Here is a 25,203-nt window from a genome sequence, read left to right as displayed (position 1 = left end):
TCACGCGGGGAGCGCGCGCCTCTCTCCTCCGGTCCGGGTGATCAGGGGGCGCTCGGCGCCGAAGCCGCCGAGCAGTTCGCACACCCGGTGAAGGAGCGCGTCGGGCGAGTCGCCAGCCTTGCGGACGATCGTCTCCACGTAGCCGTTCAGCCGCCGGCGCTCCTCGCGGGTGAGGTCGTGCGACGTCACCACCACCACGGGCACGGAGCGCCAGTCGGGGTGCTGGCGCACCCGCTCGTGGAATTCGAATCCGTCCATCTCGGGCATCAGCAGGTCCAGCAGGATCAGCCGGGGGCGCTCCTCCTCCATCCGCTCCAGCGCCACCCTTCCGTTCTCCGCTTCGCGCACCGTCCAGCCTTCCGCCTCCAGCATGGTGCGCAGCAGCGCGCGCGCCGCGTCGTCGTGGTCCACCACCAGCACGCCGCCCTGCACGTCGGCGCTGGAGTGCTTGCGCAGGAGCCGTGAAAGGCGTCCGCGGTTCACCGGCTTGGTGGCGTACGCGGCGGCCCCCAGCGTGAAGCCCCGGTTGGGATCGTCCACCATGGTGAGCATCACCACGGGGATGTTGCGCACCGCCGGGTCGGCCTTGAGCGCCGCGAGCACGGCCCAGCCGTCCATCCCGGGCATCATCACGTCCAGCGTGATGGCGACCGGCTGCATCTCCCGCGCAAGGCGGAGCCCTTCCTCGCCGCCATCCGCCACCAGGACGCGGAACCCCTCCCTCCCCAGGAAGCGCTGCATCAGGTCGCGCTGCACCGGGTCGTCGTCGATCACCAGGACGCAGCTCGCGCCGGATGGAAGCGCGTCGCCCTTGCCGCGCCACTCGCTGGGCGCCAGGGCGAGGACGGGCTCCGGGTCCGCGGCGCGTATGACGGCGGGGAGCTTGATGGTGAACGTGCTCCCCTCGCCCGGCACGCTGCGCACCGTGACGTCGCCGCCCATCATCTGGCAGAAGCGGCGGGTGAGGGCCAGCCCCAGCCCGGTGCCGCCGAACCTGCGCGTGGTGGAGGCGTCCGCCTGGGTGAAGTCCTGGAAGAGCTTCACGATCTGCTCGGCGCTCATCCCCACGCCCGTATCCGTCACCTGGAACAGCACCCACTCCCGCCCGTCCATCCGCTCGCGCCGCGCGTTGACGGTGACGGTGCCGCCGTGCGTGAACTTGACCGCGTTGGACAGGAGGTTGGAGAGCGCCTGGCGCACCTTCATCTGGTCCGCGTGCATCACGCCCAGCCGGGGAGCCAGCTCCACGCGCAGCGTGTTGGAGTTGGTCCGCACGATCGGCCCCATGGTGGAGGTGATCTCGTGGATCAGCTCGGCCAGGTCGAAGCTCTCCAGGAACAGCTCCATCTTGCCGGCCTCGATCTTGGAAAGGTCGAGGATGTCGTTGATGAGGGCGAGGAGGTGCTTCCCCGCCGTGCCGATCTTGTCCAGGTCCGCGGTGAAGTCCAGCAGACCGCGCTCCACGGCCTCTTCGTGGAGCATCTCCGAGTAGCCGAGGATGGCGTTGAGCGGCGTCCTCAGCTCGTGGCTCATGTTCGCCAGGAAGAGGCTCTTGGTGCGGTTGGCGCTCTCGGCGGCCTCGCGGGCGTTGACCACCTCCTGCTCGGTGCGCCGCCGCTCCGTGACGTCCTCCAGCGCCAGCACCAGGAGCTCGTCGTGGTCTCCCGCCTTGAGCTTGCGCGCGTTGAGCAGCATCACGCGCCGCCCGATCGCGGGAAAGTCGTGCTCCAGCTCGAAGTCGTTGAAAACGGAGCTGCGCGGGATGATCTCTTCTAGAAGGGTGCGCAGCGCCGGGACGTTCCACTGGCCGTTGCCCAGCTCGTAGATCCGCCGCCCCTCGGTTTCCGCGGCGGCGACGGCAAAGGTCTCGTAGAAGGCACGGTTGCCGCTGCGCACCCGCAGCCCCGGATCCAAGATCAGGAGCGGCTTGCGCACCGTGTCGACGATGTCCTGCGCATACGACTCGATGGCCCTGAGGCTCGCCTGGGTGGCGCGGCGCTCGGTGACGTCTTCGATGGCGAGCACCAGGCGGTCGGCGTGGCTCCCGGGGCGCAGCTTGCGCGCGTTCAGCACCATCACCCGCTGCCCGATGACGGGGAAGGTGTGCTCCAGCTCGAAGTCGTTGAAGACGGAGCCGGTGCTCATCACCTCTTCCAGCAGGGTGCGCAGCGCGGGGATGTCCCACTGCCCGTTGCCGAGCTCGTAGATCGGCAGGTTCTCGGTTTCCTCGCACGTGACGCCGAACGTCTTGTAGAACGCGCTGTTGGCGCTGCGCACCCGTAACGCGGTGTCCAGCATCAGCAGCGGCTCGCGGACGGTGTCCACGATGTCGCGCGCGTACGTCTCGATCTCCTCCACCCGCGGCGCCGCGGTGGCTACGGGGCCGGAAGTGCGCTGTGCGGCCATGTTGCGCCTGCCTGGGAGCGGGTGGCACCGCGCCGCGCCTGGCGGAGCGCGGATGCGGAGGAGCTGATTTGTTGACCGGATGGTTAATGTAAGCTACTCTATATTGTACGATTGGTCAACAAGACGAAACCGTCGAAGGACAAAGGGGATAGATGCCGGGCGAGAGAGCTTCCGAGGACGTGCGGCGCGAGCAGATCCTGCAGGCGAGCTTCGAGGTGGCATCGCGCGAGGGGATCGGCGGCCTGACGATCCGCGCCGTGGCCGCCGAGGCGAAGCTCAGCCATTCGCTGGTCGTGTTCTACTTCCAGCGAAAGGAGCGGCTGGTGCTGGAGCTCCTGGAATGGCTCATCGCCACGACCGCGGTGCTGCACGTGCCCCCCGAGGTCGCCCGCATCCCCGGCGCGCTCGACCGGCTGCACGCCGTCCTCCAGGGGGAGCTGGCGCGGCTGCTGGAGCAGCGGAAGCACACGCGCCTCTTCTTCGAGTACTGGGCGCGCGGCACCAACGACGACGAGGTGCGCGCGCGCATCAGCGCCGAGCTGGAGCGCCACCGCGGTGCGTTCCGCGTGATGATGGAGGAGCTTCTCGCGTCCGAGCCGGCCGCCTTCCGGGGGGTGAGCGCGGATGCGATGGCGGCGGTCGCCGTGAGCTGGCTGCAGGGGTGCGCGGTGCAGGGGATGATCGCCCCGGAGCACTTCGACATGGACGCGTACCTGGCCGCCGTGCGCGGCTTCACCACGCGCCTCGCGGAGCCACAGCCGGCCGCGGCCGTGGTGTAGGGCCGCAACGCCGGCACGGCAGAAACGCAGAGGGGCAGGAGAGAACGGCGACTGCATGGCTCACACAGAGACACAGAGCCACAGAGAGAACCGCAAAAGGTTTTCTCCGTGGCTTTCAGTTCTCTCTGTGGCCTCTGTGTGATGCTTTCCTCTGTTGTTCTCTCCGTGCACCTCCGCGTGAGACAAGCCGGTCAGAATGCACACCGGTGTCCTCTGAATGGTGTGAGGCGCGGTAGATTTTCTTTGATTCTCACCGGACTGCGCTTTACAGTGCATGCGCCGCCAGCCTCATGCATCCCCCCACACTCCACACACTGATGCCAATCTCCGGACGCTGCCTCGCGCTCGTCGCGTGCGCCATGCTGGTTGCCGGTGCGGCGCACGGACAGCGCCCGCTCAACCTGGACATGGAGCAGCCGGGGATCGCCGCCCCCGCGTTTCCGTGGGGCTGGTATTCGCCCGAGCTGGAGTCGCCCGCGGCGGAGCGGCAGGCGCGCATCGACAGCATCGTGCGCCGCGGCGGGCGCCGCAGCCTGCGCATCGAACGCACGCGGGCCGGTGCGGCCTGGATCGGGTCCAGCGACCTGTCCACGAAGGGGCTGGCGGGGAGGCGCATTCGCGTGACGGGGTGGGCGCGGACGGAACGGCTGCAGGGCGGCGCCGCGGTGCTGCGGGTGGAGACGATGCGCGACGGCTACCAGACGATCCGCGTGGACAGCATGCCGGGCGCGGGGCTGCGCGGCACCACCGGATGGACGCGGCTGGCGCTGGAGACGGTGCTGGACACGGGCGCCGTGTACCTGGGCGTGGGGATGCAGGTGAGCGGCACCGGCACCGCGTGGTTCGACGACCTGGCGCTGGAGGTCGACGGCAGGCGCATCACGGCCGAGCCCGGGCCCGCGCGGGCCACCGCGGCCGAGCGCGCGTGGCTGCGGTCCCGCGCCGTGCCGCTCGGCTCGCAGGGCGCGCTGCGAACGGAGCCGTTCCGCGCCATCGTGGGCGACGCGCGCGTGGTGTCGCTGGGGGAGGGGACGCACGGCACGCGCGAGTTCTACCAGATCAAGCACGAGCTGATCGAGCACCTGGTGGAGCGGATGGGCTTCGCCGTCGTGATGCTGGAGGCCAACCAGCTGCAGACCGAGCGGGTGAACCGCTACGTGCTCACCGGCGAAGGCACGGCGCGCGAGGCGATGTCCGGGCTCTTCAAGATCCTGCAGACGGAGGAAGTGCTCGAGATGGTGGAGTGGCTGCGCGCCTGGAACGCTTCCGGCAAGCGGCCCGTGGAGGTGGTGGGCTACGACATGCAGGACCCGCGGCTCCCCATCGACAGCGTGCTCGCTTTCCTCAGGCGCAGCGATCCCGCATTCCTGGCGGCAGCGGACAGCGCGTACGGCGCCATGCGCGCGGCGTGGCTCCCCGGCCCCTACCCGGACCGGCCGGACAGCACGGTGGGCCGGTGGCAGGCGAGCGCGGACGTGGTGCGGCGGCACCTGGGGGCGCGCGCTCCGGCGTACCTGGAGCGCGCCCGCAGCCGCGACGACAGCGCGGCCGTCGCCTGGGCGCTGCAGAACGCGGAGGTCGCGTACCAGGCGAGCAGCCTCGGCAACTCGACGCCCATGCGCGTGCGCGACAGCGCGATGGCGCTCAACATCCGCTGGTCGCTGGCGCAGCGCCCGGCGGGTACGCGCGCCGTGGTCTGGGCGCACAACAGCCACGTCTCCCGCGCGCCGGAGTGGATGGGCGCCTACCTCGAGCGTCTGCTCCCCGGGCAGGTGCGCGCGTTCGGCTTCACCACGGCGCAGGGGGAGTACAGCGCGTTCAGCACCTGGGCGCGCGACGCGCGGACGCGGCAGAACGGCGTCTTTCGCATCGCGCCGGTGCCGCCGCCGGCCGGAGGGGTGGCCGCCGAGCTGTTCTCGCTCGGCGCACCCCTCACCCTCGTGGACCTGCGCGGAGCTTCCAATGCGGCCGGGGGACGATGGCTCGCGGAGCCCCGCCCGTTCCTAGGCATCGGCGGCAGGGCGGCGGACTACGGCTACCGCCCCATTCGCGTGGCGGCGGAGTTCGATGCGCTGATCTACGTCCCCAGCACCACCGCCGCGCGCCCGCTCCCCTGACTGCCGTTTCGCACGGAGACGCAGAGGGGCAGGGAAAGGGCACGGAGGAACAGGCGGAGCCCTCTTCTTTCCTCGCGGTTCCCTCTGTGTCTCTGTGTGAAGCGCGGTTGAGGTTCTTCTCCGCGCGCACGGCCCTTGCGCTCCATCGGGTGTTTCGGCCCGACTTCGCGCTGGCCCGGTGATACCCTGTGACTCAGACGACCCCTTCCTCGACGCCCCCCGGCCCCCCGGCCCGCCTCCGCGATCCGGAGCGGCTTGCCGTGCTGCGCGCCACCGGGCTGCTGGACGAGGAGCGGGTGGAGCTCTTCGACCGGCTGGCGCGCGCGGCCGCCCACGCCCTGCACGCCCCCGTCGCGCAGGTGACCCTCGTCGCCGAGGACCGGCAGCTCCCCCGCGCCAGCTTCGGGGCTGAAAGCGGCACGATGGTGCTCGACGACTCGCTCTGGCAGCACGTCGCCGCGTCCGGCGAGGCGCTCGTGCTGGGCGACACCCGCGCGGGGGACGGCCACGCCACGGGTGAGAACGGGGTCGCCGCGTACGCCGCGATGCCGCTCACCACCGCGGCGGGGCACACGCTGGGCGCGCTGTGCGTGATGGACTTCGCGGCGCGCGAATGGACCGACGGCGAGGTGGAGATCCTGCGCGACCTGGCCGCGCTGGCCGTGGCGGACATCGAGCACCGGCTACGCTCCGATCACGGGGAGAGCGAGGCGCGCTTCCGCACCCTCACCGAGGTGAACCCGGACGGCATCGTCGTGATGGACGACACGGGGATCATCGTCTCGGCGAACCCCGCCATGGAGCGGATCTTCGGCTACGCGGACGGGGAGCTGGCGGGGGAGCCGCTCTCCATCCTCGTGCCGGAGCGGTTCCGCGATGCGCACAACAAGGGGATGCAGCGCTACCTGGCAACGGGAAGGCGCAACATCCCGTGGAGCGGCCTTGAGCTTCCCGGGCTCACCCGGAGCGGGCGCGAGATCGCCATCGAGATCGCCTTCGGGGAGTACGTCCACGAGGGGCGGCACGTCTTCGCCGGGTTCATCCACGACATCTCGCGCAGGAAGCGCGAGGAGGCGCGCAGGCTGACGGAGCACGCCGTCACCCGCGTGCTGGCCGACGCGGCGACGGTGGAGGATGCCGCGCCCGGCATCCTGCGCACCATGGGCGAGATGCTGCGCTGGGACCTCGGCGCCCTGTGGCGCGTGGAGGCGGGGGTGCTGTGCTTCGTGGCCGGGTGGCGCGGGCCGGGGGTGGACGGCGAGCGCTTCGAGGCGGCCAGCCGCGCCGCCGTCCTGCGCCCGGGCGAGGGCCTCCCCGGCCGGGTGTGGGAGCGGGGGGAAGCCGTGTGGATCCAGGAGATCGCGAACGAGCACAACTTCCCCCGCGCCCGCCTCGCCGCCGAGGCGGGGCTGCGCACCGGGTTCGCCTTCCCCGTCACGGGCGCCGGCCGCACGCTGGGCGTCATCGAGTTCTTTGCCCGCGACGCGGAGATCCCGGACGAGTCGATGCTCCGCACCATGGAGGCGATGGGAAGCGAGATCGGCCAGTTCATCGTGCGCAAGGAGGCCGAGGCCGCACGCGATCGCGCGCTCGCCGAGGCCGTGGAGGCCCGGGGCAGGGCGGAGGAACAGGCGGTGGAGCTGGAGACGCAGACCGGCGCGCTCCAGACGCAGGCCGCCGAGCTCCAGGAGACGCAGGCGGAGCTGGAGATCGCCGTCTCCGAGCTGCAGCAGGCGAACGCCGAGCTCACCGCCCGCACCGCCGAGGCCGAGCAGGCGACCGCGGACGCGGAGGAGGCGAACCGCGCCAAGTCGCAGTTCCTGGCCAACATGAGCCACGAGCTGCGCACCCCCATCAACGCGGTGATGGGCTACACCGACCTGCTGGAGATGGGGATCGCGGGCCCGCTCACCGATGCGCAGCGGGCCCACCTGGACCGGGTCAAGGCCAGCAGCCAGCACCTGCTCTCGCTGGTCAACGAGATCCTGGACCTGGCAAAGGTGGAGTCCGGCCAGCTGCGCGTGGTGCGCGAGCGGTCGGCGCTGGCCGTGGCGCTGGACGGCGCCCTGGGGCTCGTGCTGCCGCAGGCGTCGCGCGCGGGCGTCGCGGTGCGCAACGAGGTGGACCCGGATACGAACGCGGCGTACTGGGGCGACCCCGAGCGCGTGCAGCAGGTCCTGGCGAACCTGCTCACCAACGCCATCAAGTTCACCCCCCGCGGCGGCGGCGTGCGGGTGTCGTGCGGCATAACGGACCAGCCGGACCCCGGCGTACAGGCGCGCGGTTCGGGAAGCTGGCTGCGCGTGCAGGTGGAGGACAGCGGCATCGGGATCGCCCCGGAGCACCAGGAGGAGATCTTCCAGCCCTTCTTCCAGGTGGACGGCGGGTACACGCGGGAGAGCGGCGGCACCGGGCTGGGGCTCTCCATCAGCCGCCGCCTGGCACGCCTGATGGGGGGCGACGTCACTCTCCAGAGCCGCACCGGCCAGGGCTCCTGCTTCACCCTCTGGCTCCCCGCCGACTCGGAGCCGCCGGCCGGAGAGGAGCGCCCGCGTGCCGCGCCCGCCGCCGCCCCCGCGGTCCCGCGGCTCGCCGAGGTCGGGCGCATGCTGACGCGCCGCGCGGACGACGTCGTGGAGGAGTGGGGCGCCCGGCTGCGCGCGGACCCCGCCCTGTCCGCGGCCCACGACCTGGACCGCGCCCAGCTGGAGGACCACATGGCCACCGCGCTGATGGAGGTTGGGCTGGCCCTGCTGGCGCTGGGTGAGGGCGGCGGCGAGCTCGCCCTGCTGCGCGACGGCACGGACATCCAGCGCGTCGTCTTCGACCGGCACGGCCGGCAGCGGTCCAGGCTGGGCTGGTCGCGCGCGGCGCTCCACCGCGAGTACCAGATCCTCCGAGAGCTGGTGGAGGCGGCGCTGCGCCGGAGCCTCCCGCCGCACGAGGAGGGGACGGTGGACGATACGATGGCCGTCCTGCGCCAGCTCCTGGAGCAGGCGGAGCGGATCAGCCTGGATGGCTGGCAGAAGGCGGAGCACCTCATTCTGAGTGGGATCAAGGAGAGCCGCGGGCGGGGGTGAGGGGGGCGGCCCTCACCCCCGGCTCGTTACACTCGCCTGCCCCCTCTCCCGATCACAGGAGAGGGCTCCGCCCTCACGTTATCGAGAGAGGGGGCTGGAACCCCGCGCGCTTCACCCATGCCCTGTAGGGGCGCGATTCATCGCGCCCGCCCTATCCCTTCCTCGACCCCCGCCCGCCGCACCAATCCCGTAGGGGCAGACCTGCGTGTCTGCCACCGCCCGCCCGCCTCGACCTCCGCCCCCCGCCCCGATCCCGTAGGGGCCGCCCCGCGTGGCTGCCCGTGCCCGCCCCCGCCACGCCGCCCGCGATCCGCAACGACGCCGACGGATCTCTTTCCGCGTCTCCGCGCCTCCGCGTGAGACCGCTGTTACCGGTCTCCAGGCCGCAACCACTTCCGCAGGAACGCGAGCGTGGTGCAGGTGGAAACGCGGAAACTCGGGCTCGTGCTGAATTCATCGATGCTGTGGCCGATCCCGGGAAGCTCGAGCAGCGTCACGGGGACGCCCGCGGCGCGCAGGGTGTCGCGCATGGAGCGGGACTGCCGCAGCGGGACGACGCCATCCGAGGTGCCGTGGACCAGGAGGAACGGGGGCGCGCCGGCCTTCACGTGCACCGCGGGCGAAGCGAGAAGCGCGCGCTCCATCACGGATTCGGGAGGCGCACCCAGGAAGTTCTCCACCATCCCGCGCTGGCTGGGGTCCAGCGCGCCCGCCGTGCGGATGTCCTGCGGCCCCGCCAGCGCCACCACCGCGCTCACCGCCGGCGACACGTCGCGAATGGTGCAGGCACCATCCAGCCCGGGCACATCCGCGGCGGTGCCGAGCATCGCCGCCAGGTGCGCCCCCGCCGAGTGGCCCAGAGCCCCGATGCGCGCCGGGTCGATGCGGTACGTGCCCGCATTCGAGCGGAGAAAGCGAACCGCGCAGCGCACGTCCTCCACCGCCGCCGGGAAGATGTTGCGAGGCGCGCCCGCCAGCCGGTAGTTGATCGATGCAGCCGCGTACCCCTGCGATACGAGCACGCGCATCGCGTGGTGGTACGCGCTCTTGTCGCCGCCGCTCCACCCGCCGCCGTGGATCAGCACCACGAGCGGGTACGGCCCCTCTCCCGCCGGCCAGGCGACGTCCATGCGCTGCGGCTGTCCGTCCATGACCGCGTAGGTGACGTCGCGGGCGGTACGGATATTCGCGGCGGTTGGCGCGGGAAGGGTGCAGTCGCGCGTCACCGCCACCGACTCGCCGCCGGAGCTACCGGTGGGCGCGGGCACCGGTGCTCCCGAGCAGGCGGCGGCCATGGTCAGGGCCAGAGCGCATCTCTTTCTCAGAACGCCTCATTCGTTTCGCATGGAGGTGGGCGGAGGCACACACGGAAACGGCCGGAGCACCGAGTGTGCCCGGCCGGGAATGCCGCCTTCGATCCGCGCCTCCGTGTCACTGCACCGGGATGCTCTTCGCCACTGCTTACATCGCACCAGCCGACATCGTCCGCGCCACACCCACCGCGGCCCCGCCCAGCACCAGCCACGCGGAGTTGACCCGGTAGCGGATCAGGAGCACCGCGCTCGCCAGCGCCAGCGCGATGGTCAGCGGGTCGACGAGGGCGGTGCGCGCAAGCTGGATGGTGACCACCGCCATCAGCGCCAGCGACGCGACGTTGACCCCGTCGAGCGCCGCCCCCGCCGCCGGCGAGGAGCGGATTCGCCGCACCAGGGGCCCGCTCGCCGCCACGAAGACGAACGCGGGAAGAAAGATCGCGACCGTCGCCACCACCGCGCCGGGGACGCCGGCCAGGATGTACCCGATGAAGGTGGCCGTCGTGAAAACCGGGCCGGGAGTGACCTGTCCGATGGCGACCGCATCGAGAAGCTGGCGCTCCGTCAGCCATCCCAGCCGCTCCACGAGGTCCGCGCGCAGGAAGGCGACGAGCACGTACCCGCTCCCGAACAGCACCGCGCCTATCTTGAGGAACACTCCAAAGATCGCCCCCAGCGACGCCGGAGCCACGCTCGCCCCCGCCGCCGCTCCGGCCGGCCACACCAGCGCGATCCCCGCCGCGCGCACGCCATCCGACGCGGTCCGCTTCCCGATCGCGCACGCGAGAGCCGCCATCGCGAGCACGAGCAGCTCGTTCACCCCGAGGCCGAACAGGAGGGCGGCCCCGGCCCCCACGATCCAGAGCGCGCGGCTCTTGAGCGCCGTGCGCCCGAGCCCCGCGACCGCCTGGAGGATGACGGCGATGACGACGGGCTTGACGCCGTACAGGAGCCCGGCCGCCTGCGGCATCGTCCCGAAGCGCACGTACGCCCACGCCAGCGCTCCGACGATGATCGCCGCCGGAACGATGAAGGCCGCCCCCGCCACAACGAGGCCCGCCCAGCCACGACGCTCGCGGCCCACGTGCATCGCCAGCTCGGTGGAGTTGGGGCCGGGGATCAGGTTCGTCGCGCCCAGATAGTCGAGGAAGTCCTCGCGCGTGAGCCACCCGCGCCGCCGCACCACTTCGTCCTCCATCATCGCCACGTGCGCCGCCGGCCCGCCGAACGCCGTGGTGCCGAGCTTCACGAAGAGCAGCGCGAGCGCGGGGAGGGAAGTCTGCGGTGGGTGCGTCATGGGGGGCTGGGGGACTGGGCGAGTGAACTCGCGGCAACAACAGCACAAAGTCCGCCTGCGCGGACTCGGGGGCGGGATCTCGGCGCGTCCTGAATGCCGGCGCGATCAGGAGCCTGTTGCCAGGAGCGAATGAACTCGCCGCTGGAACCACACGAAGTCCGCCTCCGCGGACTCGTGGTCGGATGCCGCGTTTCTCGAGCCGGCTTCAGCCGTCTTCCCGTGGTTCCAGCCGGGGGATTCATCCCCCGGCCATCCGGCGCCGGCGCACCACACCATCACAACCCCGCGGGCGCCGCCGTCGCCACCAGGACGGCGGTGGCGAGCAGCACCAGCACGCCCGCCGCGATCTCGACCGTCGCGGAGCGGCGCAGGCGCGCTGCGCCAACCTCGTCGCCGAGGGTGGGGCGGAGACGGCGCCAGTTGTACGCGCCGGTGCCGAAGACGGTGGCGAGGAGCGCGAGCTTGATCAGGAGCGTGCGACCGTAGTCCGTCTGCCAGAGCGCGGATGGAGCGCCCACGTGGAGCCAGGTGGCGAACAAGCCGGTGGCTGTGAGCGCCGCCGCGCAGACGAGGGCCACCGGGGAGAACGCGTTCACCAGCGCCGCGACGGCGGGGCCTCGCTCCTCCTTCGGCAGGCGCATGGCGGCCGGGACGCCCGCCGCCACCAGCACGAACAGCCCGCCGACCCACCCGCCCGCCCCCAGCACGTGCACCGCATCCGCCATGATCGCGAGGCCGCTGAGCCGCGGGACCGCCGACGCGTGTCCGGACAGAGCGGGCGCCACGGCGAGCGCCAGCCCGCCCAGCGCCGCCAGCGGCCATCCCGCTCCGCTCCGCCGCGCGGCGACGAAGCCCGCCAGCGCGATGATCGTCCCCACCGCCTGGATGATCCACCCCCAGCCCCAGGTGGTGCGCGCCAGCATCGTCGTGACCAGGCCGGCATCGACCGCGCCGGCGGGGCCGTGCATCGCGTACGACTGCGCGTACAGGCGCAGGACGGCGGCCAGCGCGACGAGCGCCGCCGCGGCGAGCCCGACTCCAGCCGCGCGCGCCGCCGCGGGTGCCGCCAGCGCACTTGCACCCAAACGCCCGGCGGCGGGGAGCACCACCAGGCGCAACGCGAGCGCACCCAGGACGCCGAGGAGCCCGATGTAGGTGAGCCAGCGCACGACGACGTACAGCGGCGACTCCGCGTCGAAGCCGGGGCCGCTGGGGAAGGTGGCCGCGTTGTGATGCGTCTCGTCCGGGTCCGCGGGCGGGGCGGGCTGGTCGGCGGGTGCCAGGCTGGGCGGCGGAGCGAGGCCCTCCGCGCCGGGGGCGATCACGAACGAATACCTGCCTCGCACCGGATGCCCGTCCGCGCCCGCGATCTGCCAGACGACGGTGTACTCCCCCGCCTGCAGCGCGCCGCCGATGGGCGCCACCAGGACGCGCGGCGAGTCGGCGGCGAGGGCGAGCGTGCCCAGCCGGATCTCCGCGCTGTCCGGCCCGATGAGCTGGATGCGCGCCACCGCCAGCTCGACGTTCTCGTTGAAGCTCAGCCGGATCTCGCGCGGAACCGTGCCCAGGTGCGCGCCGCTGGCGGGCTGGGCGCGCCGCAGCGCGCCGTGGGCGAGCGCGAGCTCAGGGACGGCCAGCGCCAGGAGGAGCAGGGCGGCGCGGAACGGCCATCGTCGCCAGCAAGCGTGCTTGGCCGGGGCCATGCTTCGGCGGTGTTCGAGGTGGATCATGGGGCGCGTCGATCGGGGAAACTATCCGGCGGGTGCCTGGTGCGTCGAGGGGGTGCCGGGCGCCGGCACCCCCTCGCGGCTCAGGGCTGCTTCGTGACGACGCGCCGCACCCCGGGATCTTGCCAGGCCTCGCGGAGCGCCGGATCTTCACGGATCTCCTGCTGAACCACCGGGTCGCGGACCAGCTCGCCGACCAGCGTCAGCAGCTTGTCGGTCGCGCGATCCTCCGCCGGCTGCGTGGGGGCTGCCGTGCCGTGGCCCATCGCCGCATGGCTCGTACTCGCGGAAACTGTTTGCGCGTTGTTCTCGGTGCCGTGGCCCATGGCGGCATGGCTCGAGGCGGCGGGCCGGCTGCTCGCGCTCCTCGCCGCGCCACTGTGCCGAGAATGGTCCATCGTACCCGCGGCGGTGCGGCCGGACCCCGAGTTGTTCATGCGGCTGTGGTCCGCGCCGGACATCGAATGCCGAGCGGTGGAGCGCGCGCCGTTCGTCGGCGTGTGCGATGCGGAGTGGCTTGCTGACCCGGCCACGGCGTGGCCCGTGCGCGAGTGATCCATCGCCTGCGCGCGGCTCGTGGATGCGGCCCCATGCCCGCTTCCGGCGTGCGCCTGTCCCGCCGTCGCGCCGTGATCCATCCCCGCGTGCGAGGCCGCACCGTGCTGCATGCCGGCGTGTGCCGAACCCGTATCGACCGAGGTGCCGTCGATGGTCATCGCGTGCATGTCGTGGCCGGCCGCGGCCGGGGCGGGCGCGGCGACGGTATCGCGCGCCGGTTTGGCCGCCTGGTCCTCGCCCGGCGAGCCCGAACACGCTGTGAGCGCGAGCGCCGCGAAGGCGATGCTCAACTTTCCGTGCATCCAACAACTCCTCGGGTCGTCGCTGGGACGCCCGCTCAATGGTTGTGCTGCGGCGTCGCGGGAGCGGCGGGCCGCACTCCTTGCTGGCGGCGAAGCTCGGCAAGGCGGCGCTGGACCTCCGGGTCGCTCCAGAGCCGGTGAAGGCGAGGGTCCGCGTGCACCCGCGCCTGGACCTGGGGATCGGAGAGCAGGCGCACCGCGAAGTCGATCGCCTGCGCGCTGTCCGACGCCGCGCCCTCGGTCGCGCCGCGGCTCGTCGTGCCGTGCATCTGCCGCACCAGGCGCCGCAGTGCGGTGTCGGCCTCGACGCGCTGGCGGATGACCGGGTCGGCCATCATCCGCTCGTGCAGCTCCGTCATCTGCCCGTTTGCGGATGCGGGGGCGCCCTGCTCGGGCTGCATCCCGGGCATCGCGGAGTGATCCGTCGACTGCGCCTGGCCGGCCGCCGGCTGAGCGCCCCCGTGCGCGGCGTGGCTCGTCTGGCCTGCCACGCCGTGGTTCGTCCCCGTGTGCGCCATGACGGCGCCGCGCGGCAGCGTGGGCTCGGGAAAGTCGGGGAGGAAGCCGACGGCGGGGCCGCCCATGTTCTGGATGCCCATCATCGTCCCCATCTCCCGCCACTCCCGCACCGTCATCAGGAACGAGGTGTCGTCGCGGTAGCGCGCGGCGGCGCGCAGGATCTCCTCGCGCTTCTTCTCGCGCGGCACCTTGGGCGACGCCAGGATGTCGGAGATCACGTCGTGCATCCCATGCAGGTTGTCGAAGACGATCGCCGCCTCCGGGTAGCGCTCCGCGAAGGTGGGGGCGATCGCGGCCGTCATGGGCATCACGCGGGGCATGTGCTCCGGCGCGTTCTCCAGCATCTGGCGGAAGCGCGCCACCGTAGCCGTCACGCCCGCCTGCCGCGCCTCGGGCGAGCGGGCCGTCATCAGCGGCTCGTAGAGGCCCACCTGGAGCCAGTGGTAGCCCCAGATCAGCCCGTTGAACTTGGGATACGCCTCGCGGAACGCCGTCGCGTAGTACTGCCCCTCCATCAGCTCCATCGACTTGGGAAGGGAGCTGAAGGCGAGGTCCGGGCGCGACTTGTAGTAGCGCATCACCGCCGCCACCTCGCGGTCCTTTTCCGCCTGGCTCAGCCGCTCGTCGCCCAGGACGTCGTAGATCTGGCGGTGGAGGATGTGCGCCCACTCGAACATCATCTTCGCTTCGGGCGCGAGCTTGGCGTACTCCACCTCGATCGCTGCCTCCTCCACCGGAAGCCGCGGCGGGGCCACCAGGAGCTTGCGCGTGATGTAGTCGTACTCCTTCACCTCCAGCTCGCTGGCGGGCGCGCCGGGCCGCGTCAACAGCTTCTCGTACAGGATGGCGTGCCCGTAGTCGAAGGCGTTGAAGAGCCGGTCCGCGCCCGGGTAGTTGCGGCGGAAGACCCAGTTGTGGCTCGCCGGCATGTAGAACTGCTCGTGCACCCGTGCCCACTGCGCGTGCGCGGGCTCGGCCACCATCCCCAGCCCCACCGCCAGTGCCGCGGCGCCCAGCACGCGGCGGGCGCGATATCCTCTATCCATCAAGATCCTCCGATCGCATCGTCTGAATAGGCCGCTCACCGCCCCGGCAGCAGCGTGCGCAGTGCGAACGCATGTGCCACGCCCACGGTGAAGCTCCACCCCTGCTCCTCGCCCGCGAAGCGGCGGCCGATGCCCAGGTCCACGTTGAACTGCGGGCTCGTCTGGTACCGGAGCCCCGCCTCCGCCGTCCAGCTCAGGCTCTCGTCGCTGTCCAGCGCCTGCTCGGCGAAAAGGTCCGCCGTCACCAGCAGCGAGCGGATGGGAAAGGTGCGGTCCACCGCGATCCCCGCCATCCAGCGCGACGCCTCGCCCACCTCGTCGCCCTCACCGGCATCCGGCCCCAGCGTGTACTCCGCGTTGGCGTGGATGCGCGCGCCGGAAAAGGAGCGCGTGGCGATCCCTTTGAGCGTGGGATACGCCCGGTCCGGTCCCAGCCCGCCCACGGGGAGCAGCACGTCCGCCGCGACGGCGAAGGCGGGGAGCGTGCGCGTCTCGTTGTTCAGGTTGTAGAGCGCGGAGAGCTCGATCCCCGCCAGCCCCGACGCCTTCCCGGCCGCCCCTGCATCAACGTGCGCCAGCGGGAACGCCAGCTCCAGCTGCGTGCGCGGAAGCACGCCCCACGCCACCTCCGGCGCGACCTCCCAGTTGTAGACGCCCCCCGCCTCTCGCTCCAGCCGCAGCGGCGCGAGCTGCAGCTCGAACGCGTGCCGCTCCACCGGAATTGCATCCTCCACCCGCACGGGGCGGCCCTTGTCCGTGTTGTAGTAGTCCGTCTGCGCCGCCGCCGGTCCACCGAGCGCCGCCGCCAGCGCCGCCCCCGCAACGATCCTGTACCCTGCTATCGCTCTATCGATCATCAGCCGCTCATCTCCACGATTTGATCCACCCCGGCGCGCATCCCGACCAGGCTTGCACAAGCGGTGATTTTACATAGCGTAAAACGTACGCGCAAGTTTCGGCCCTCCGATGTTTTCGTCACAGCCGCACGGCGTGCGCCTCCAGCGCTACGCGCGCCAACCCGAGAACGCCAACTGCGTGCTCCGCGGTAACGAAGGGGAAGTCGTCGAGGAAAGCGCCTAGCGGGTCGCCGCCCTCCAGACAGTCGAACAGCGTCTGGATCGGTACCCTGGTCCCGGCGAACACGGTCGCACCGCTGAGACGGTCCGGCGAGCGTGTGATTAAGGGTGAGGGCACAGGCATCGAGAGTGTGTAAAATTCGCGTTCTGGGCCGCCATCACGGCGCGGGCGAGAGGAAGCGGCTGCTCATCCACCCGATCCGATCCGTGGGGATCGGAGAACTCGGATCTTCTTCCCTGGGCCGTCCCGTTGTGGGAGGCGTTCGGCCATCCATTTTAACGAACCACCACACTCGGCCCGTCGCGTCCCTCCGCTCCGCGTGCGCGGTGCCACGCGCGCCCCTTGGATAGACGGCGATCTGATTCCCGTACGAGGCCGTGTCGATCTCCGGTCTGGAGCGCAACAGGTAACCGTCCCGGCTCACCGTGAAACGACGCGGCGAGCCAGTGTACCGCTTTGGAAGCTGGATCTCCGCCGTACCCACCACGTACCGATAAGGCTCGTATCCCACCCTGCCGCGCGTGCGTACCGGCCGGAGAAAGGCGAGCGACCATTCGTCATCCATGCAATGCTCGCCGTGCTCGACGAGGAGAGAGACGGGCTCGCCCGGCCGCCCCTTCCAGATGCGCTCCAGCGTGCCGTGGTGCTCCGCTACCTGGACAGCCCGTCCCCCCATCACCTGGTACAGCTTGATGTGCGCTGCCTCTGCAGTCCCGACGCGCCCTTCATGAATGCCGAAAGTCGTCCCGGCGTAGATCACATCCGCGACACCGTCGCCGCTGAAGTCGGCGAAGTGGTAATCCTCCGCGCGCTCGCCGTCCGGCTCGGCGCCGTACTCGTATTCGGCCCGCGGGGTGAGGGTGTCGCGGCGGATCGGCGTGATGCCGAGCTCCCGCAGGCGTGCGAAGCGGTCCGCTGGCGGCCTCGTCTCCCAGTCCGCCCAGCGCATCGGCCGCCGATCGAGAAACTTCCGCGGATCGGCAACCTCCGGCGGGTCGGTGTCCTTCCACGCGACCGGAGTCGCGGCGCGAAGAGCAGGCGCAGCTGCGCTGGCCCGCGAACCGGAGGGCGGCTTCGCCGCATCCTCGCAGGCGGACATGGACATTGCACTGGCCAGAAGCAGCATTCGCGGAAAGCACCGTCTCATTTCTAGATCTCCGGGTCAGATGCACACGGCCAATCTTTGCGACCGCACGCACGCACATTAAGCGCGGAAATCTGATTTTCCAAGCTTTCGGTTGGTGATGGGGCGGGATAAGCGCTGTCGGGGGATCTTCAGGGAGCCACGGTCAGGAACCGGCTGCTCATCCACCCGATCCGATCCGTGAGCACGGGAGAATCGGGCTCGTCTCTGATCTGTGCGTCGGTGGGAGGCGTCCGGCCGTCCATCCTGACGAACCACCAGACTCGCCCGGTCGCGTCCCTCCGCTCCGCGTACGCGGTGCCACGCGCACCTTTCGTGTACACGGCCATCGCATTCCCGCGGCCACCCCAGTTGGGCCATACGTCCGTGGTATCGATCCTTGGTTCCGCGCGCAGCAGGTAACCGTCCTGGGTCACGGTGAACCGCCGGGCAGATCCCGTGAACTGCTTCGGGACGTCGAGCTCCTGCCTGCCCAGGACGGTCCGGTAATGCTCGTAATTCACCTTGCCGCCGGTGAGAACCGGCCGGTAAAAAGATACAGACCATAGCTCTTCGCTGCAGCAGCCCACGTGCTCCACGAGAAGAGACGGTGGGTCGCCCGGCCGCGCTTTCCAGAGCCGCTTGATGGAGCCGTGGCGCTCCATCACCTCGACCGCCCGCCCCCCGGCGACCTGGTACAGCTTGAGGCGCGTTCCCTCCATCGCGGAGAGCTGCCCGTCAGAGTTGATCTCGAACCATCCACCGTCGTAGATCACGTCTGGCACACCGTCGCCGCTGAAGTCGACGAAGTGGAAGTCCTCGGCGCGCTCGCCCATCGGGTCCTGTCCGTCCTCGCCGGGCGCGGTGCCGCTCTCGCGGCGGTTCAGCTTGATGCCGAGCTCCCGCAGCCGTGCGAAGCGGTCCGCGGGCGGCTGCGTCTCCCACCCCTCCCAGCGCATGGGCCCCAGGTTGAGGAACTGCCGCGGGTCGGCGATCTCCGGCGGATCGGCGTCCTTTGACGCCGCGACCGGAGCTGCGGATTGGCGAGCAGGCGCTACGGTGCCGACTCTGACATCGGAGGGCCGATCCGCCGCGTCGCCGCAGGCCGACATGGAAACCGTGCTGGCCAGCAGCAGCATTCGCGGAAAGCACTGTCTCATTTCAAAGATCCCCGAATCGAGTGTACCCGGCCAAACCCGCGAGCCCGCCCACCGAAGTCCGCCTCCGTGGAGTCATCATCGTACGGCGCTCGACACGCCCCCTTTGTTGCAAAACGGAATGCCGCGTTTCCCGAGCCGGCTTCAGCCGCCTTCCCGTCGTTCCAGCCGGGGGCTTCAGCCCCCGGTGTTGCGGCGCCCCGCCCCCCGGCGCCTCGCCCGCGGCATACATCGCAACGCGATGCATCGCGCGGCGATATATCCATAAACGGTATATCCATACACGATGTATCACCCAGCCATGCGAGCCACATCCGCGCCGGCGGGTTCGGCCAGCCGGCGCTGGATGAGGCGGGCCAGCTCCGCGAGCTGCTCCGGGTCCTGGTCGGCCAGGATGTCCACGAACGACGCCGTCACCGCCTCGGGGCCGAACGACAGGATGCCCTCCATCAGCCGGCGCGAAGCCTGGGCGCGGAACTCCGCCTCGCTGAGGCAGGCATCGTAGTGGAGGAGCTCGTCGCGCTTGGCGCGGCGGAGGAGGCCCTTCTCCACCAGCTTGTTGAGGACGGTGATGACGGTGTGGATCGTCACGCTGTGCTCGCGCGCGACCCGGTCGTGCACCGCGCGCGCGGGCACGGGCCGTCCGATGTCCCAGACGGCCTGCATCACCCGCGCTTCCAGGTCGCCCAGCACCTTTGCCAGCCCCTTGGCGGAGAGGCGCACCGTGTCGTGGATGCGGAGCGCTTCCGGGGTGTCGCCGTGGATCAGCGCGTGCCTTACAGGGAGGGGCCGGGAGTGGCCCCCCTGCATGATACGCGGCGTTTTATCCTGCGTAAAGGGGCAGGTCCGCTACAGATCCAGCCGCACCCCCGCGTTGATGACCCGCCCCTCCAGCGGCGCCCACACGTCCGTCGTCCAGCGCCCCTCGGCGGAGCGCGCGGGGAGCACCAGCGGGTCGTATCGCGTCTGACGCACGTCCAGCAGGTTCTCCAGGTTGATGAAGGCGCGCGCGCGGCCGATGCGGCGCTCGGCCAGGAGCCCGACGATCAGGTACGGACGGCTCTCGGTGCGGAACGGATTGTCCTCCAGCGCCTGGCGCCCGGTGTAGTAGAACTCGACCCCCACGCGCCCCGCATCTTCCGATTCCCACATCCCCACCAGCCCGACGGCGTGGCGCGGCGTCAGGGGCACCTCGCGGCGGCCGGGGCCGTCTGGATCGTCCTCGCGCGAGCGGATGAAGGTGTGCGTTCCCGTCACGTGAAAGGGCCCCTGGTGCCAGCGCACGAGCAGCTCGCTGCCGTGGGTGCGGGTCGGCCCCGGCGCGTTCACCAGCTCCAGCATCCCGGGCACGGCGCTCTCCACGAGCCGGAGCGCGTTCCGCGTGCGCGACCCGAAGACCGTCGCGTTCACCTCCACCGGCCCGATGCTGCGGCCGACGTCCAGCGACGCGGTGAGGGCGCGCTCCGCGTCCAGCCCGTCCAGCGGGCGAACGCGCGAGAGGCCGATGGACTCGGTCTCCTCGGTGAACGGTGTGGGCGCGAAGTAGCCGGTGCCGACCGAGCCGCGCACCGTCCACTCGGCAGGGCGCAGCAGCAGCGAGAGGCGCGGGTTGAAGAAGGTGCCGTACTCGCTGTGCCGGTCCGCGCGGCCCGCCAGCGACAGCGTGATCCACTCCGCCGGCGCGTACTCCTCCTGCGCGAACAGAGACAGGGTGACGTAGCTGTAGTCGAAGCCGCTCACGTCGTGCGCGCGATAGCCCTCGGCCTGGAGCGCGGCGCCCAGCACCCGGGTGTGCCCGCCGCCGGTGGCGGAGTACGCGATCTCGGCGAAGCCCGTCGAGTGCAGGTCCTCCTCGCGCACGTCGCCGAAGCCGTGGGCGTGGCTCTGCGCCACCGCGGATGCGCGCACCGCCAGGAGCCGGTCGCCCATCAAGATGCGGCCCACGGCGCCCACGTCGCCGCGGCGCGTCTCCAGCGTCTCGGGGAAGTCGCCCGCGGGCACCCGGCCGCCGCCCTCGCGGTCCTCCGCCGTCGCGCCGGCGGTGATGAAAACGTTCCGCCCGGCGCCGTCGTCCCAGAAGAGGCGCGGGCGCACGACGGCGCGCCGGTAGCCGGGCATGTCCGTCCAGCGGTCGCCGTCCACGTCGGCCTCGGCCTGGCGGTGGACGCTGGCGAGCAGGGAGTAGCCCCAGCGCTCGGTGAGCGGCGCCGCGGCGAAGCCCACGACGTCGGTGCCGTTGCGCGTGGTCTGGTTGAGGAGGAGCTCGCGCGCGGCCTCGTCGCCGGGGCGGCGCGAGATCAGGTTGACCACGCCGCCCAGCGCGGACGAGCCGTACAGCGCCGATGCCGCGCCCTTGATGACCTCCACCTGCCCCAGGTCCATGGGCGGGATCTGGAGGAGGCCGAGCGCGCCGGACTGGCCGCCGTACAGCGGAAGCCCGTCGGAGAGGATCTGCGTGTAGCGGCCGCGCAGCCCCTGCACGCGCACGTTCGCGCCGCCGAGCGACGGGCTGGTGGTCTGCACGCGCAGCCCGGAGGTCTCGTTGAGCATCATGGAGATGTCGCCGGGTGTCATCAGCATCTTCTCCTCCACCTCCTCGCGCGTGAGCACCTCCACGCGGGTGGGCTCGTCCTCGATGCGCTGCCCCGTGCGCGTGGACGTCACCACGATCTCCTCCAGCTCCTCCGCCTCCTCCTGCAGCGCGACGGCCACCGTGGTGTCGGCGCGCAGGCGCAGGGTGAGGCGCTGCGGCGCGAAGCCCAGCTTGGACACCGCGATCGTCCGCTCCCCCGGTGCGAGGCGCAGGGTGGCGGTGCCCTCCGCATCGGTGCGCACGGTGGCCGCCTCCGCGCGCACCGTTGCTCCCGCGGCGGGCGCGTCGCCGGCCCTCACCACGACGGTGACGCGGACGGTCTCCTGCGCGGCGAGCCAGGAGGGGAGGGCGAGCAGGAGAAGCAGGAGCGTGAATCGACGCATGATCCGGATCCGCGAGTGAAACAGCAATCTCACACAGAGACGCGGAGACAAAAGCAAAGACACGGAGGAAGATACAACGTTCCTCTTTCTGTTTCCTCTTTCTGTATCCTCCGTGTCTCTGTGTGAAGCCCAAAGCAGTTGCTGGCGCGGCACTTGCGCCGGGGGCGCGCCTCCGAGCACGCGGCTCAACGGTGGGGCTGGACCAATGAAACACACGCTGGACGAAATCCTTCACGATCCCCGCCGCCTGGCCGCGGTCCGCCGCGTCGCGCTCGCCGACGCGGCGGCGGAGACTGCGTTCGACCGGCTGTCCAGCCTCGTGACGCGCATCCTGCGCGTGCCCGTGGCGCTGGTGACGCTGGTGGAGGAGGACCGGCAGCTGCTCAAGGGGTGCGTCGGCCTCCCCGAGCCGTGGGCGTCCGCGCGCGAGACCCCGCTTTCGCACTCGTTCTGCCAGTACACGCTGGGGATGCGCGAGGCGCTCGTGGTGGAGGACGCGCGCCGCGACCCGCGCCTCGCCGACAACCTGGCCATCCCGGCCCTCTCCGTCGTCGCGTACGCCGGCATCCCGCTGATCACCTCGCAGGGGCACGCGCTGGGAGCGCTCTGCGCCATCGACAACCAGCCGCGCAGCTGGAGCCAGGAGGAGATCGGCATCCTGCGCGACCTGGCCGCATCGGCCGTCACCGAGATCGAGCTGCGCGAGGCGGCGTACGAGATCGAGCAGGAGCAGCGGCGGCGCTCTTCGCTCCTGGAATCGACCGACGAAGGGATCTTCGGGATGGACGGCGAGGGGCGCTGCACCTTTCTCAACCGCGCGGGCGCCGAGATGCTGGGCTACACGCCCGGCGAGGTGCTGGGCGCGCGGATGCACGCGCTCATCCACCACACCCGCGCCGACGGTACGCCGTACCCGCCGCACCAGTGCCCCGTTACGCAGACGCTGCGCACCGGGCGGGCCGTGCGCATCGACGAGGACACGCTCTGGCGCAAGGACGGCACGCCGCTCCCCGTGTCGTACTCGTCGTTCCCGGTGCGCGAGGGCGAGGCGGTGACCGGCGCGGTGGTGACGTTCATCGACCTCACGCAGCGCATGCGCACCGAGGCCGAGCTGCGCCTGCGCGAGCGCGCCATCGGGGCGATCTCGGAGGGGATCTTCATCACCGATCCCAACCTCCCCGACAATCCCATCATCTACGCCAACCGCGGTGCCGAGCGCCTGACCGGCTACCCGGCCGCGGAGATGATCGGCCGCAACTGCCGCTTCATGCAGGGCCCCGAGACGGACCGCGGCGAAGTCGCACGCCTGCGCGAGGCGATCGAGCGCGTGGAGCCGTGCGCGGTGGAGTTCATCAACTACCGCAAGGACGGCACGACCTACTGGAACGCCCTCTCGGTGAGCCCGGTGCACGACCCGGCCGGACGGCTGACGCACTTCGTGGGCGTGCAAAAGGACGTCACGGAACGCAAGCGCATCGAGGTGGAGCTGCGCGACCGCGAGGAGCGCTATCGCCTGGTGTCGCGCGCCACCAACGACGTGATCTGGGACTGGGACATGACCACGGGCGAGCTCCAGTGGAACGAGGCCGTGGCGAGCACCTTCGGCTACCCGGCCGGCACCATGCCCTCCCGCATCGAGTGGTGGTACGAGCAGATCCACCCCGACGACCGCGACCGCGTGGTGAGCGACATCCACGCGGCCATCGACGAGGGCGAGGAGGCGTGGACGGCCGAGTACCGCTTCCGCAGGCGCGACGGCGAGTACGCGTCGGTGCTGGACCGCGGCGTCGTCGCGCGGCTGCCGGACGGGCGCGCCCTGCGCATGATCGGCTCGATGATGGACGTGACGGAGGACCGCTGGCGCGCCGAGACGCAGCAGTTCCTGGCGGAGGCGAGCCGGGCGCTGGGCGCGTCGCTCGACTACGGGACGGCGCTGCGCGCGGTGTGCGACCTGGCGGTGCCCCGCATGGCCGACTTCTGCGCGGTGTACCTGGCGCAGGGCGAGGACGCGGAGCTGGAGGTGCTGGCGCGCCACGTAGACCCCGACGCCGAGGAGGCGCTGCGGGAGCACCGCGTGCCCGCCGGCGGGAGCCCGCCCCTCCTGGCGATGCGCGGCCGCGAAACCGTCCACAACCCCGAGGTCTCCCCGCGCGCCGAAGAGCCGGTGGCATGCACCTCGTCCGTGGCCGTGCCGCTCATCGCGCGCGGGCTGACGCTGGGTGCGCTCTGGGTGGGGACCTGCGAGTCGCGCCGCCGCTTCACCCTGGCGGACGTGGCGACCTTTGAGGACCTGGCGGGGCGCATCGCCGTGGCGGTGGACAACGCCGCGCTCTTCGCCGCCGAGCAGAGGGCGCGCACCGAGGCCGAGATCGCCAGCCAGGCCAAGTCCGACTTCGTGGCCGCCATGAGCCACGAGCTGCGCACCCCGCTCAACGCCACGCTGGGCTACGGCGAGCTGATGGAGATGGGCGTGGCCGGGCCCGTCACCGGCTCGCAGCGCGAGTACCTGGCCCGCATCCGCGCCAGCAACCAGCACCTGCTGGGGCTGATCGAAGACGTCCTGGACTTCTCCAAGGTCGAAGCGGGGCGCATGACGGTGGTGCGCGAGCGGGGCGACGCCGCGGGCGTGGTGGCGAACGCGCTGGCGCTGGTGGAGCCGCAGGCGCGCGCCAAGGAGATCCGCATCGCCAACCGGCTCGCCCCCGGGCGCGAGTACCCGTACGTGGGCGACGAGGACCGGGTGCGGCAGGTGCTGGTGAACCTCCTCTCCAACGCGGTGAAGTTCACCGAGCCCGGCGGCGAGATCGTCGTCGAGGTCGGTGTCGTCTCCGAGGCGGACCCCGAGGCGCACCCCGCCGGGCGCGGCCCCTGGACGTGCATCCGCGTTCACGACAACGGGATCGGCATCGCGCCGGAGAAGCTGGAGGCGGTCTTCCAGCCGTTCGTGCAGGCGGAGACGGGGCACACGCGCACGGCGGGGGGCACGGGGCTGGGGCTCACCATCAGCCGCGAGTTCGCGCGCCTGATGGGAGGCGACCTTTCCCTGCGCAGCGTTCCCGGCGAGGGCTCCTGCTTCACCCTCTGGCTCTCGACCCCCGCGGCGGCCGCGGAGCCGGAAGCGGTCGCCAGCGTTGCGCGGGTGGGAGAGCTGCTTCAGCGGGCGCTGGACGCGCTGGTGGCGGGGTACGTGGCACGCATGCGCGCGGACCCCGCGATCCCGGAGGCGCGCGAGCTTTCGCGGGTGGACCTGGAGGATCACACGGCCGCCTTCCTGGCCGCGCTGGCCCAGGCGCTGGTGATCCTGGACGAGGCGGGGGAGAGCGACGCCGAGAGCCACCTCCTCCGTGACAGCGCCGACTTCCGGCACATGCTCTCCGCGCGCCACGGTGTCCAGCGCGCGCGCCTCGGCTGGACGGAGCACGCCTTGCGCCGCGAGTACGAGATCCTGACGGAGGAGATCCGCGCCCTCGTCCGCCGCGGCGTTCCCCCCGAAGCCGCCCGTGCCACCGGTGCCCTGGACGCCGTCACCAGCCTCCTGGCCCAGGCGGAGGCGAGCAGCCTCGCGGGCTTCCACGGGCGCGCCGGCGGGGGATCGCCCGCGCGCGCGCCCGCCGGCCCCGACCGCCGTACCATCCAGCGCGTGCGCCGGGCGCAGTGAGGGGCCCCCACCCCCGCTCGTCACCTCGCGGCCCCTCCCCCAATAACTACCTGGGGGAGGGGCGTACG

General features: G+C 71.5%; 15 protein-coding genes. 4 read left to right on the top strand and 11 right to left on the bottom strand.

Going from position 1 to position 25,203, the window contains the following annotated elements; translation table 11 throughout:
* On the bottom strand, window positions 1-2,406 hold the full coding sequence (locus VF584_19325; protein ID HEX8212335.1) for a response regulator: 2,406 nt from the start codon (window positions 2,404-2,406) through the stop codon (window positions 1-3).
* Between the two features lie 152 nt (window positions 2,407-2,558).
* On the opposite strand from VF584_19325, the gene VF584_19320 reads away from it, so the two are divergent.
* The 3 genes from VF584_19320 (at window position 2,559) to VF584_19310 (ending at window position 8,382) form a co-directional block, all read left to right on the top strand.
* Window positions 2,559-3,185 carry a TetR family transcriptional regulator C-terminal domain-containing protein gene (locus VF584_19320; GenBank protein ID HEX8212334.1) on the top strand — a complete coding sequence of 209 codons (627 nt, stop codon included), beginning with the start codon at window positions 2,559-2,561 and terminating at the stop codon, window positions 3,183-3,185.
* Window positions 3,186-3,502: 317 nt separating this feature from the next.
* Window positions 3,503-5,302 (top strand): erythromycin esterase family protein, encoded by a 1,800-nt coding sequence (locus VF584_19315; GenBank protein ID HEX8212333.1) that lies wholly within the window; start codon window positions 3,503-3,505, stop codon window positions 5,300-5,302.
* A gap of 188 nt (window positions 5,303-5,490) precedes the next feature.
* On the top strand, window positions 5,491-8,382 hold the full coding sequence (locus tag VF584_19310) for an ATP-binding protein (GenBank protein HEX8212332.1): 2,892 nt from the start codon (window positions 5,491-5,493) through the stop codon (window positions 8,380-8,382).
* A 368-nt stretch (window positions 8,383-8,750) separates the two neighbouring features.
* Here the strand turns inward: VF584_19310 and VF584_19305 are convergent, their stop codons facing one another.
* The 10 genes from VF584_19305 to VF584_19260 form a co-directional block, all read right to left on the bottom strand.
* The gene (locus tag VF584_19305) at window positions 8,751-9,650 is read right to left on the bottom strand and encodes an alpha/beta hydrolase (protein HEX8212331.1); all 900 of its coding nucleotides are present in this window, start codon (window positions 9,648-9,650) and stop codon (window positions 8,751-8,753) included.
* 193 nt (window positions 9,651-9,843) lie between these two features.
* A complete protein-coding gene (chrA, locus tag VF584_19300) occupies window positions 9,844-10,992 on the bottom strand; it encodes a chromate efflux transporter (protein ID HEX8212330.1) in 1,149 nt (382 codons plus the stop codon).
* A gap of 275 nt (window positions 10,993-11,267) precedes the next feature.
* The gene (locus VF584_19295; protein HEX8212329.1) at window positions 11,268-12,722 is read right to left on the bottom strand and encodes a CopD family protein; all 1,455 of its coding nucleotides are present in this window, start codon (window positions 12,720-12,722) and stop codon (window positions 11,268-11,270) included.
* 80 nt (window positions 12,723-12,802) lie between these two features.
* Complete coding sequence (locus VF584_19290) at window positions 12,803-13,567, bottom strand: hypothetical protein (protein ID HEX8212328.1); 765 nt, start codon at window positions 13,565-13,567, stop codon at window positions 12,803-12,805.
* 47 nt (window positions 13,568-13,614) lie between these two features.
* Complete coding sequence (locus VF584_19285) at window positions 13,615-15,144, bottom strand: hypothetical protein (protein ID HEX8212327.1); 1,530 nt, start codon at window positions 15,142-15,144, stop codon at window positions 13,615-13,617.
* Window positions 15,145-15,179: 35 nt separating this feature from the next.
* The gene (locus tag VF584_19280) at window positions 15,180-16,001 is read right to left on the bottom strand and encodes a transporter (GenBank protein ID HEX8212326.1); all 822 of its coding nucleotides are present in this window, start codon (window positions 15,999-16,001) and stop codon (window positions 15,180-15,182) included.
* A 377-nt stretch (window positions 16,002-16,378) separates the two neighbouring features.
* The gene (locus VF584_19275; GenBank protein ID HEX8212325.1) at window positions 16,379-17,347 is read right to left on the bottom strand and encodes a hypothetical protein; all 969 of its coding nucleotides are present in this window, start codon (window positions 17,345-17,347) and stop codon (window positions 16,379-16,381) included.
* 149 nt (window positions 17,348-17,496) lie between these two features.
* The gene (locus VF584_19270) at window positions 17,497-18,504 is read right to left on the bottom strand and encodes a hypothetical protein (GenBank protein ID HEX8212324.1); all 1,008 of its coding nucleotides are present in this window, start codon (window positions 18,502-18,504) and stop codon (window positions 17,497-17,499) included.
* Window positions 18,505-18,792: 288 nt separating this feature from the next.
* The gene (locus VF584_19265) at window positions 18,793-19,311 is read right to left on the bottom strand and encodes a BlaI/MecI/CopY family transcriptional regulator (GenBank protein HEX8212323.1); all 519 of its coding nucleotides are present in this window, start codon (window positions 19,309-19,311) and stop codon (window positions 18,793-18,795) included.
* A gap of 39 nt (window positions 19,312-19,350) precedes the next feature.
* A complete protein-coding gene (locus VF584_19260) occupies window positions 19,351-21,477 on the bottom strand; it encodes a TonB-dependent receptor (GenBank protein ID HEX8212322.1) in 2,127 nt (708 codons plus the stop codon).
* A 205-nt stretch (window positions 21,478-21,682) separates the two neighbouring features.
* Here VF584_19260 and VF584_19255 point away from each other — a divergent pair, with 205 nt between their 5' ends.
* On the top strand, window positions 21,683-25,135 hold the full coding sequence (locus VF584_19255; GenBank protein HEX8212321.1) for a PAS domain S-box protein: 3,453 nt from the start codon (window positions 21,683-21,685) through the stop codon (window positions 25,133-25,135).
* Window positions 25,136-25,203: the final 68 nt, after the last annotated feature.

Source organism: Longimicrobium sp. (assembly GCA_036389135.1).
Taxonomy (GTDB): domain Bacteria; phylum Gemmatimonadota; class Gemmatimonadetes; order Longimicrobiales; family Longimicrobiaceae; genus Longimicrobium.
This window is presented reverse-complemented; position numbering and strand designations above follow the sequence as displayed.

Excerpts from the sequence above, each read along its gene's own strand:
- chrA (HEX8212330.1), bottom strand. The coding sequence starts at position 10,992 with ATGACGCACCCACCGCAGACTTCCCTCCCCGCGCTCGCGCTGCTCTTC.
- VF584_19325 (HEX8212335.1), bottom strand. The coding sequence starts at position 2,406 with ATGGCCGCACAGCGCACTTCCGGCCCCGTAGCCACCGCGGCGCCGCGG.
- VF584_19255 (HEX8212321.1), top strand. The coding sequence starts at position 21,683 with ATGAAACACACGCTGGACGAAATCCTTCACGATCCCCGCCGCCTGGCC.
- VF584_19320 (HEX8212334.1), top strand. The coding sequence starts at position 2,559 with ATGCCGGGCGAGAGAGCTTCCGAGGACGTGCGGCGCGAGCAGATCCTG.
- VF584_19275 (HEX8212325.1), bottom strand. The coding sequence starts at position 17,347 with ATGCTGCTTCTGGCCAGTGCAATGTCCATGTCCGCCTGCGAGGATGCG.
- VF584_19295 (HEX8212329.1), bottom strand. The coding sequence starts at position 12,722 with ATGATCCACCTCGAACACCGCCGAAGCATGGCCCCGGCCAAGCACGCT.
- VF584_19270 (HEX8212324.1), bottom strand. The coding sequence starts at position 18,504 with ATGAGACAGTGCTTTCCGCGAATGCTGCTGCTGGCCAGCACGGTTTCC.
- VF584_19315 (HEX8212333.1), top strand. The coding sequence starts at position 3,503 with ATGCCAATCTCCGGACGCTGCCTCGCGCTCGTCGCGTGCGCCATGCTG.
- VF584_19285 (HEX8212327.1), bottom strand. The coding sequence starts at position 15,144 with ATGGATAGAGGATATCGCGCCCGCCGCGTGCTGGGCGCCGCGGCACTG.
- VF584_19265 (HEX8212323.1), bottom strand. The coding sequence starts at position 19,311 with ATGCAGGGGGGCCACTCCCGGCCCCTCCCTGTAAGGCACGCGCTGATC.
- VF584_19260 (HEX8212322.1), bottom strand. The coding sequence starts at position 21,477 with ATGCGTCGATTCACGCTCCTGCTTCTCCTGCTCGCCCTCCCCTCCTGG.
- VF584_19280 (HEX8212326.1), bottom strand. The coding sequence starts at position 16,001 with ATGATCGATAGAGCGATAGCAGGGTACAGGATCGTTGCGGGGGCGGCG.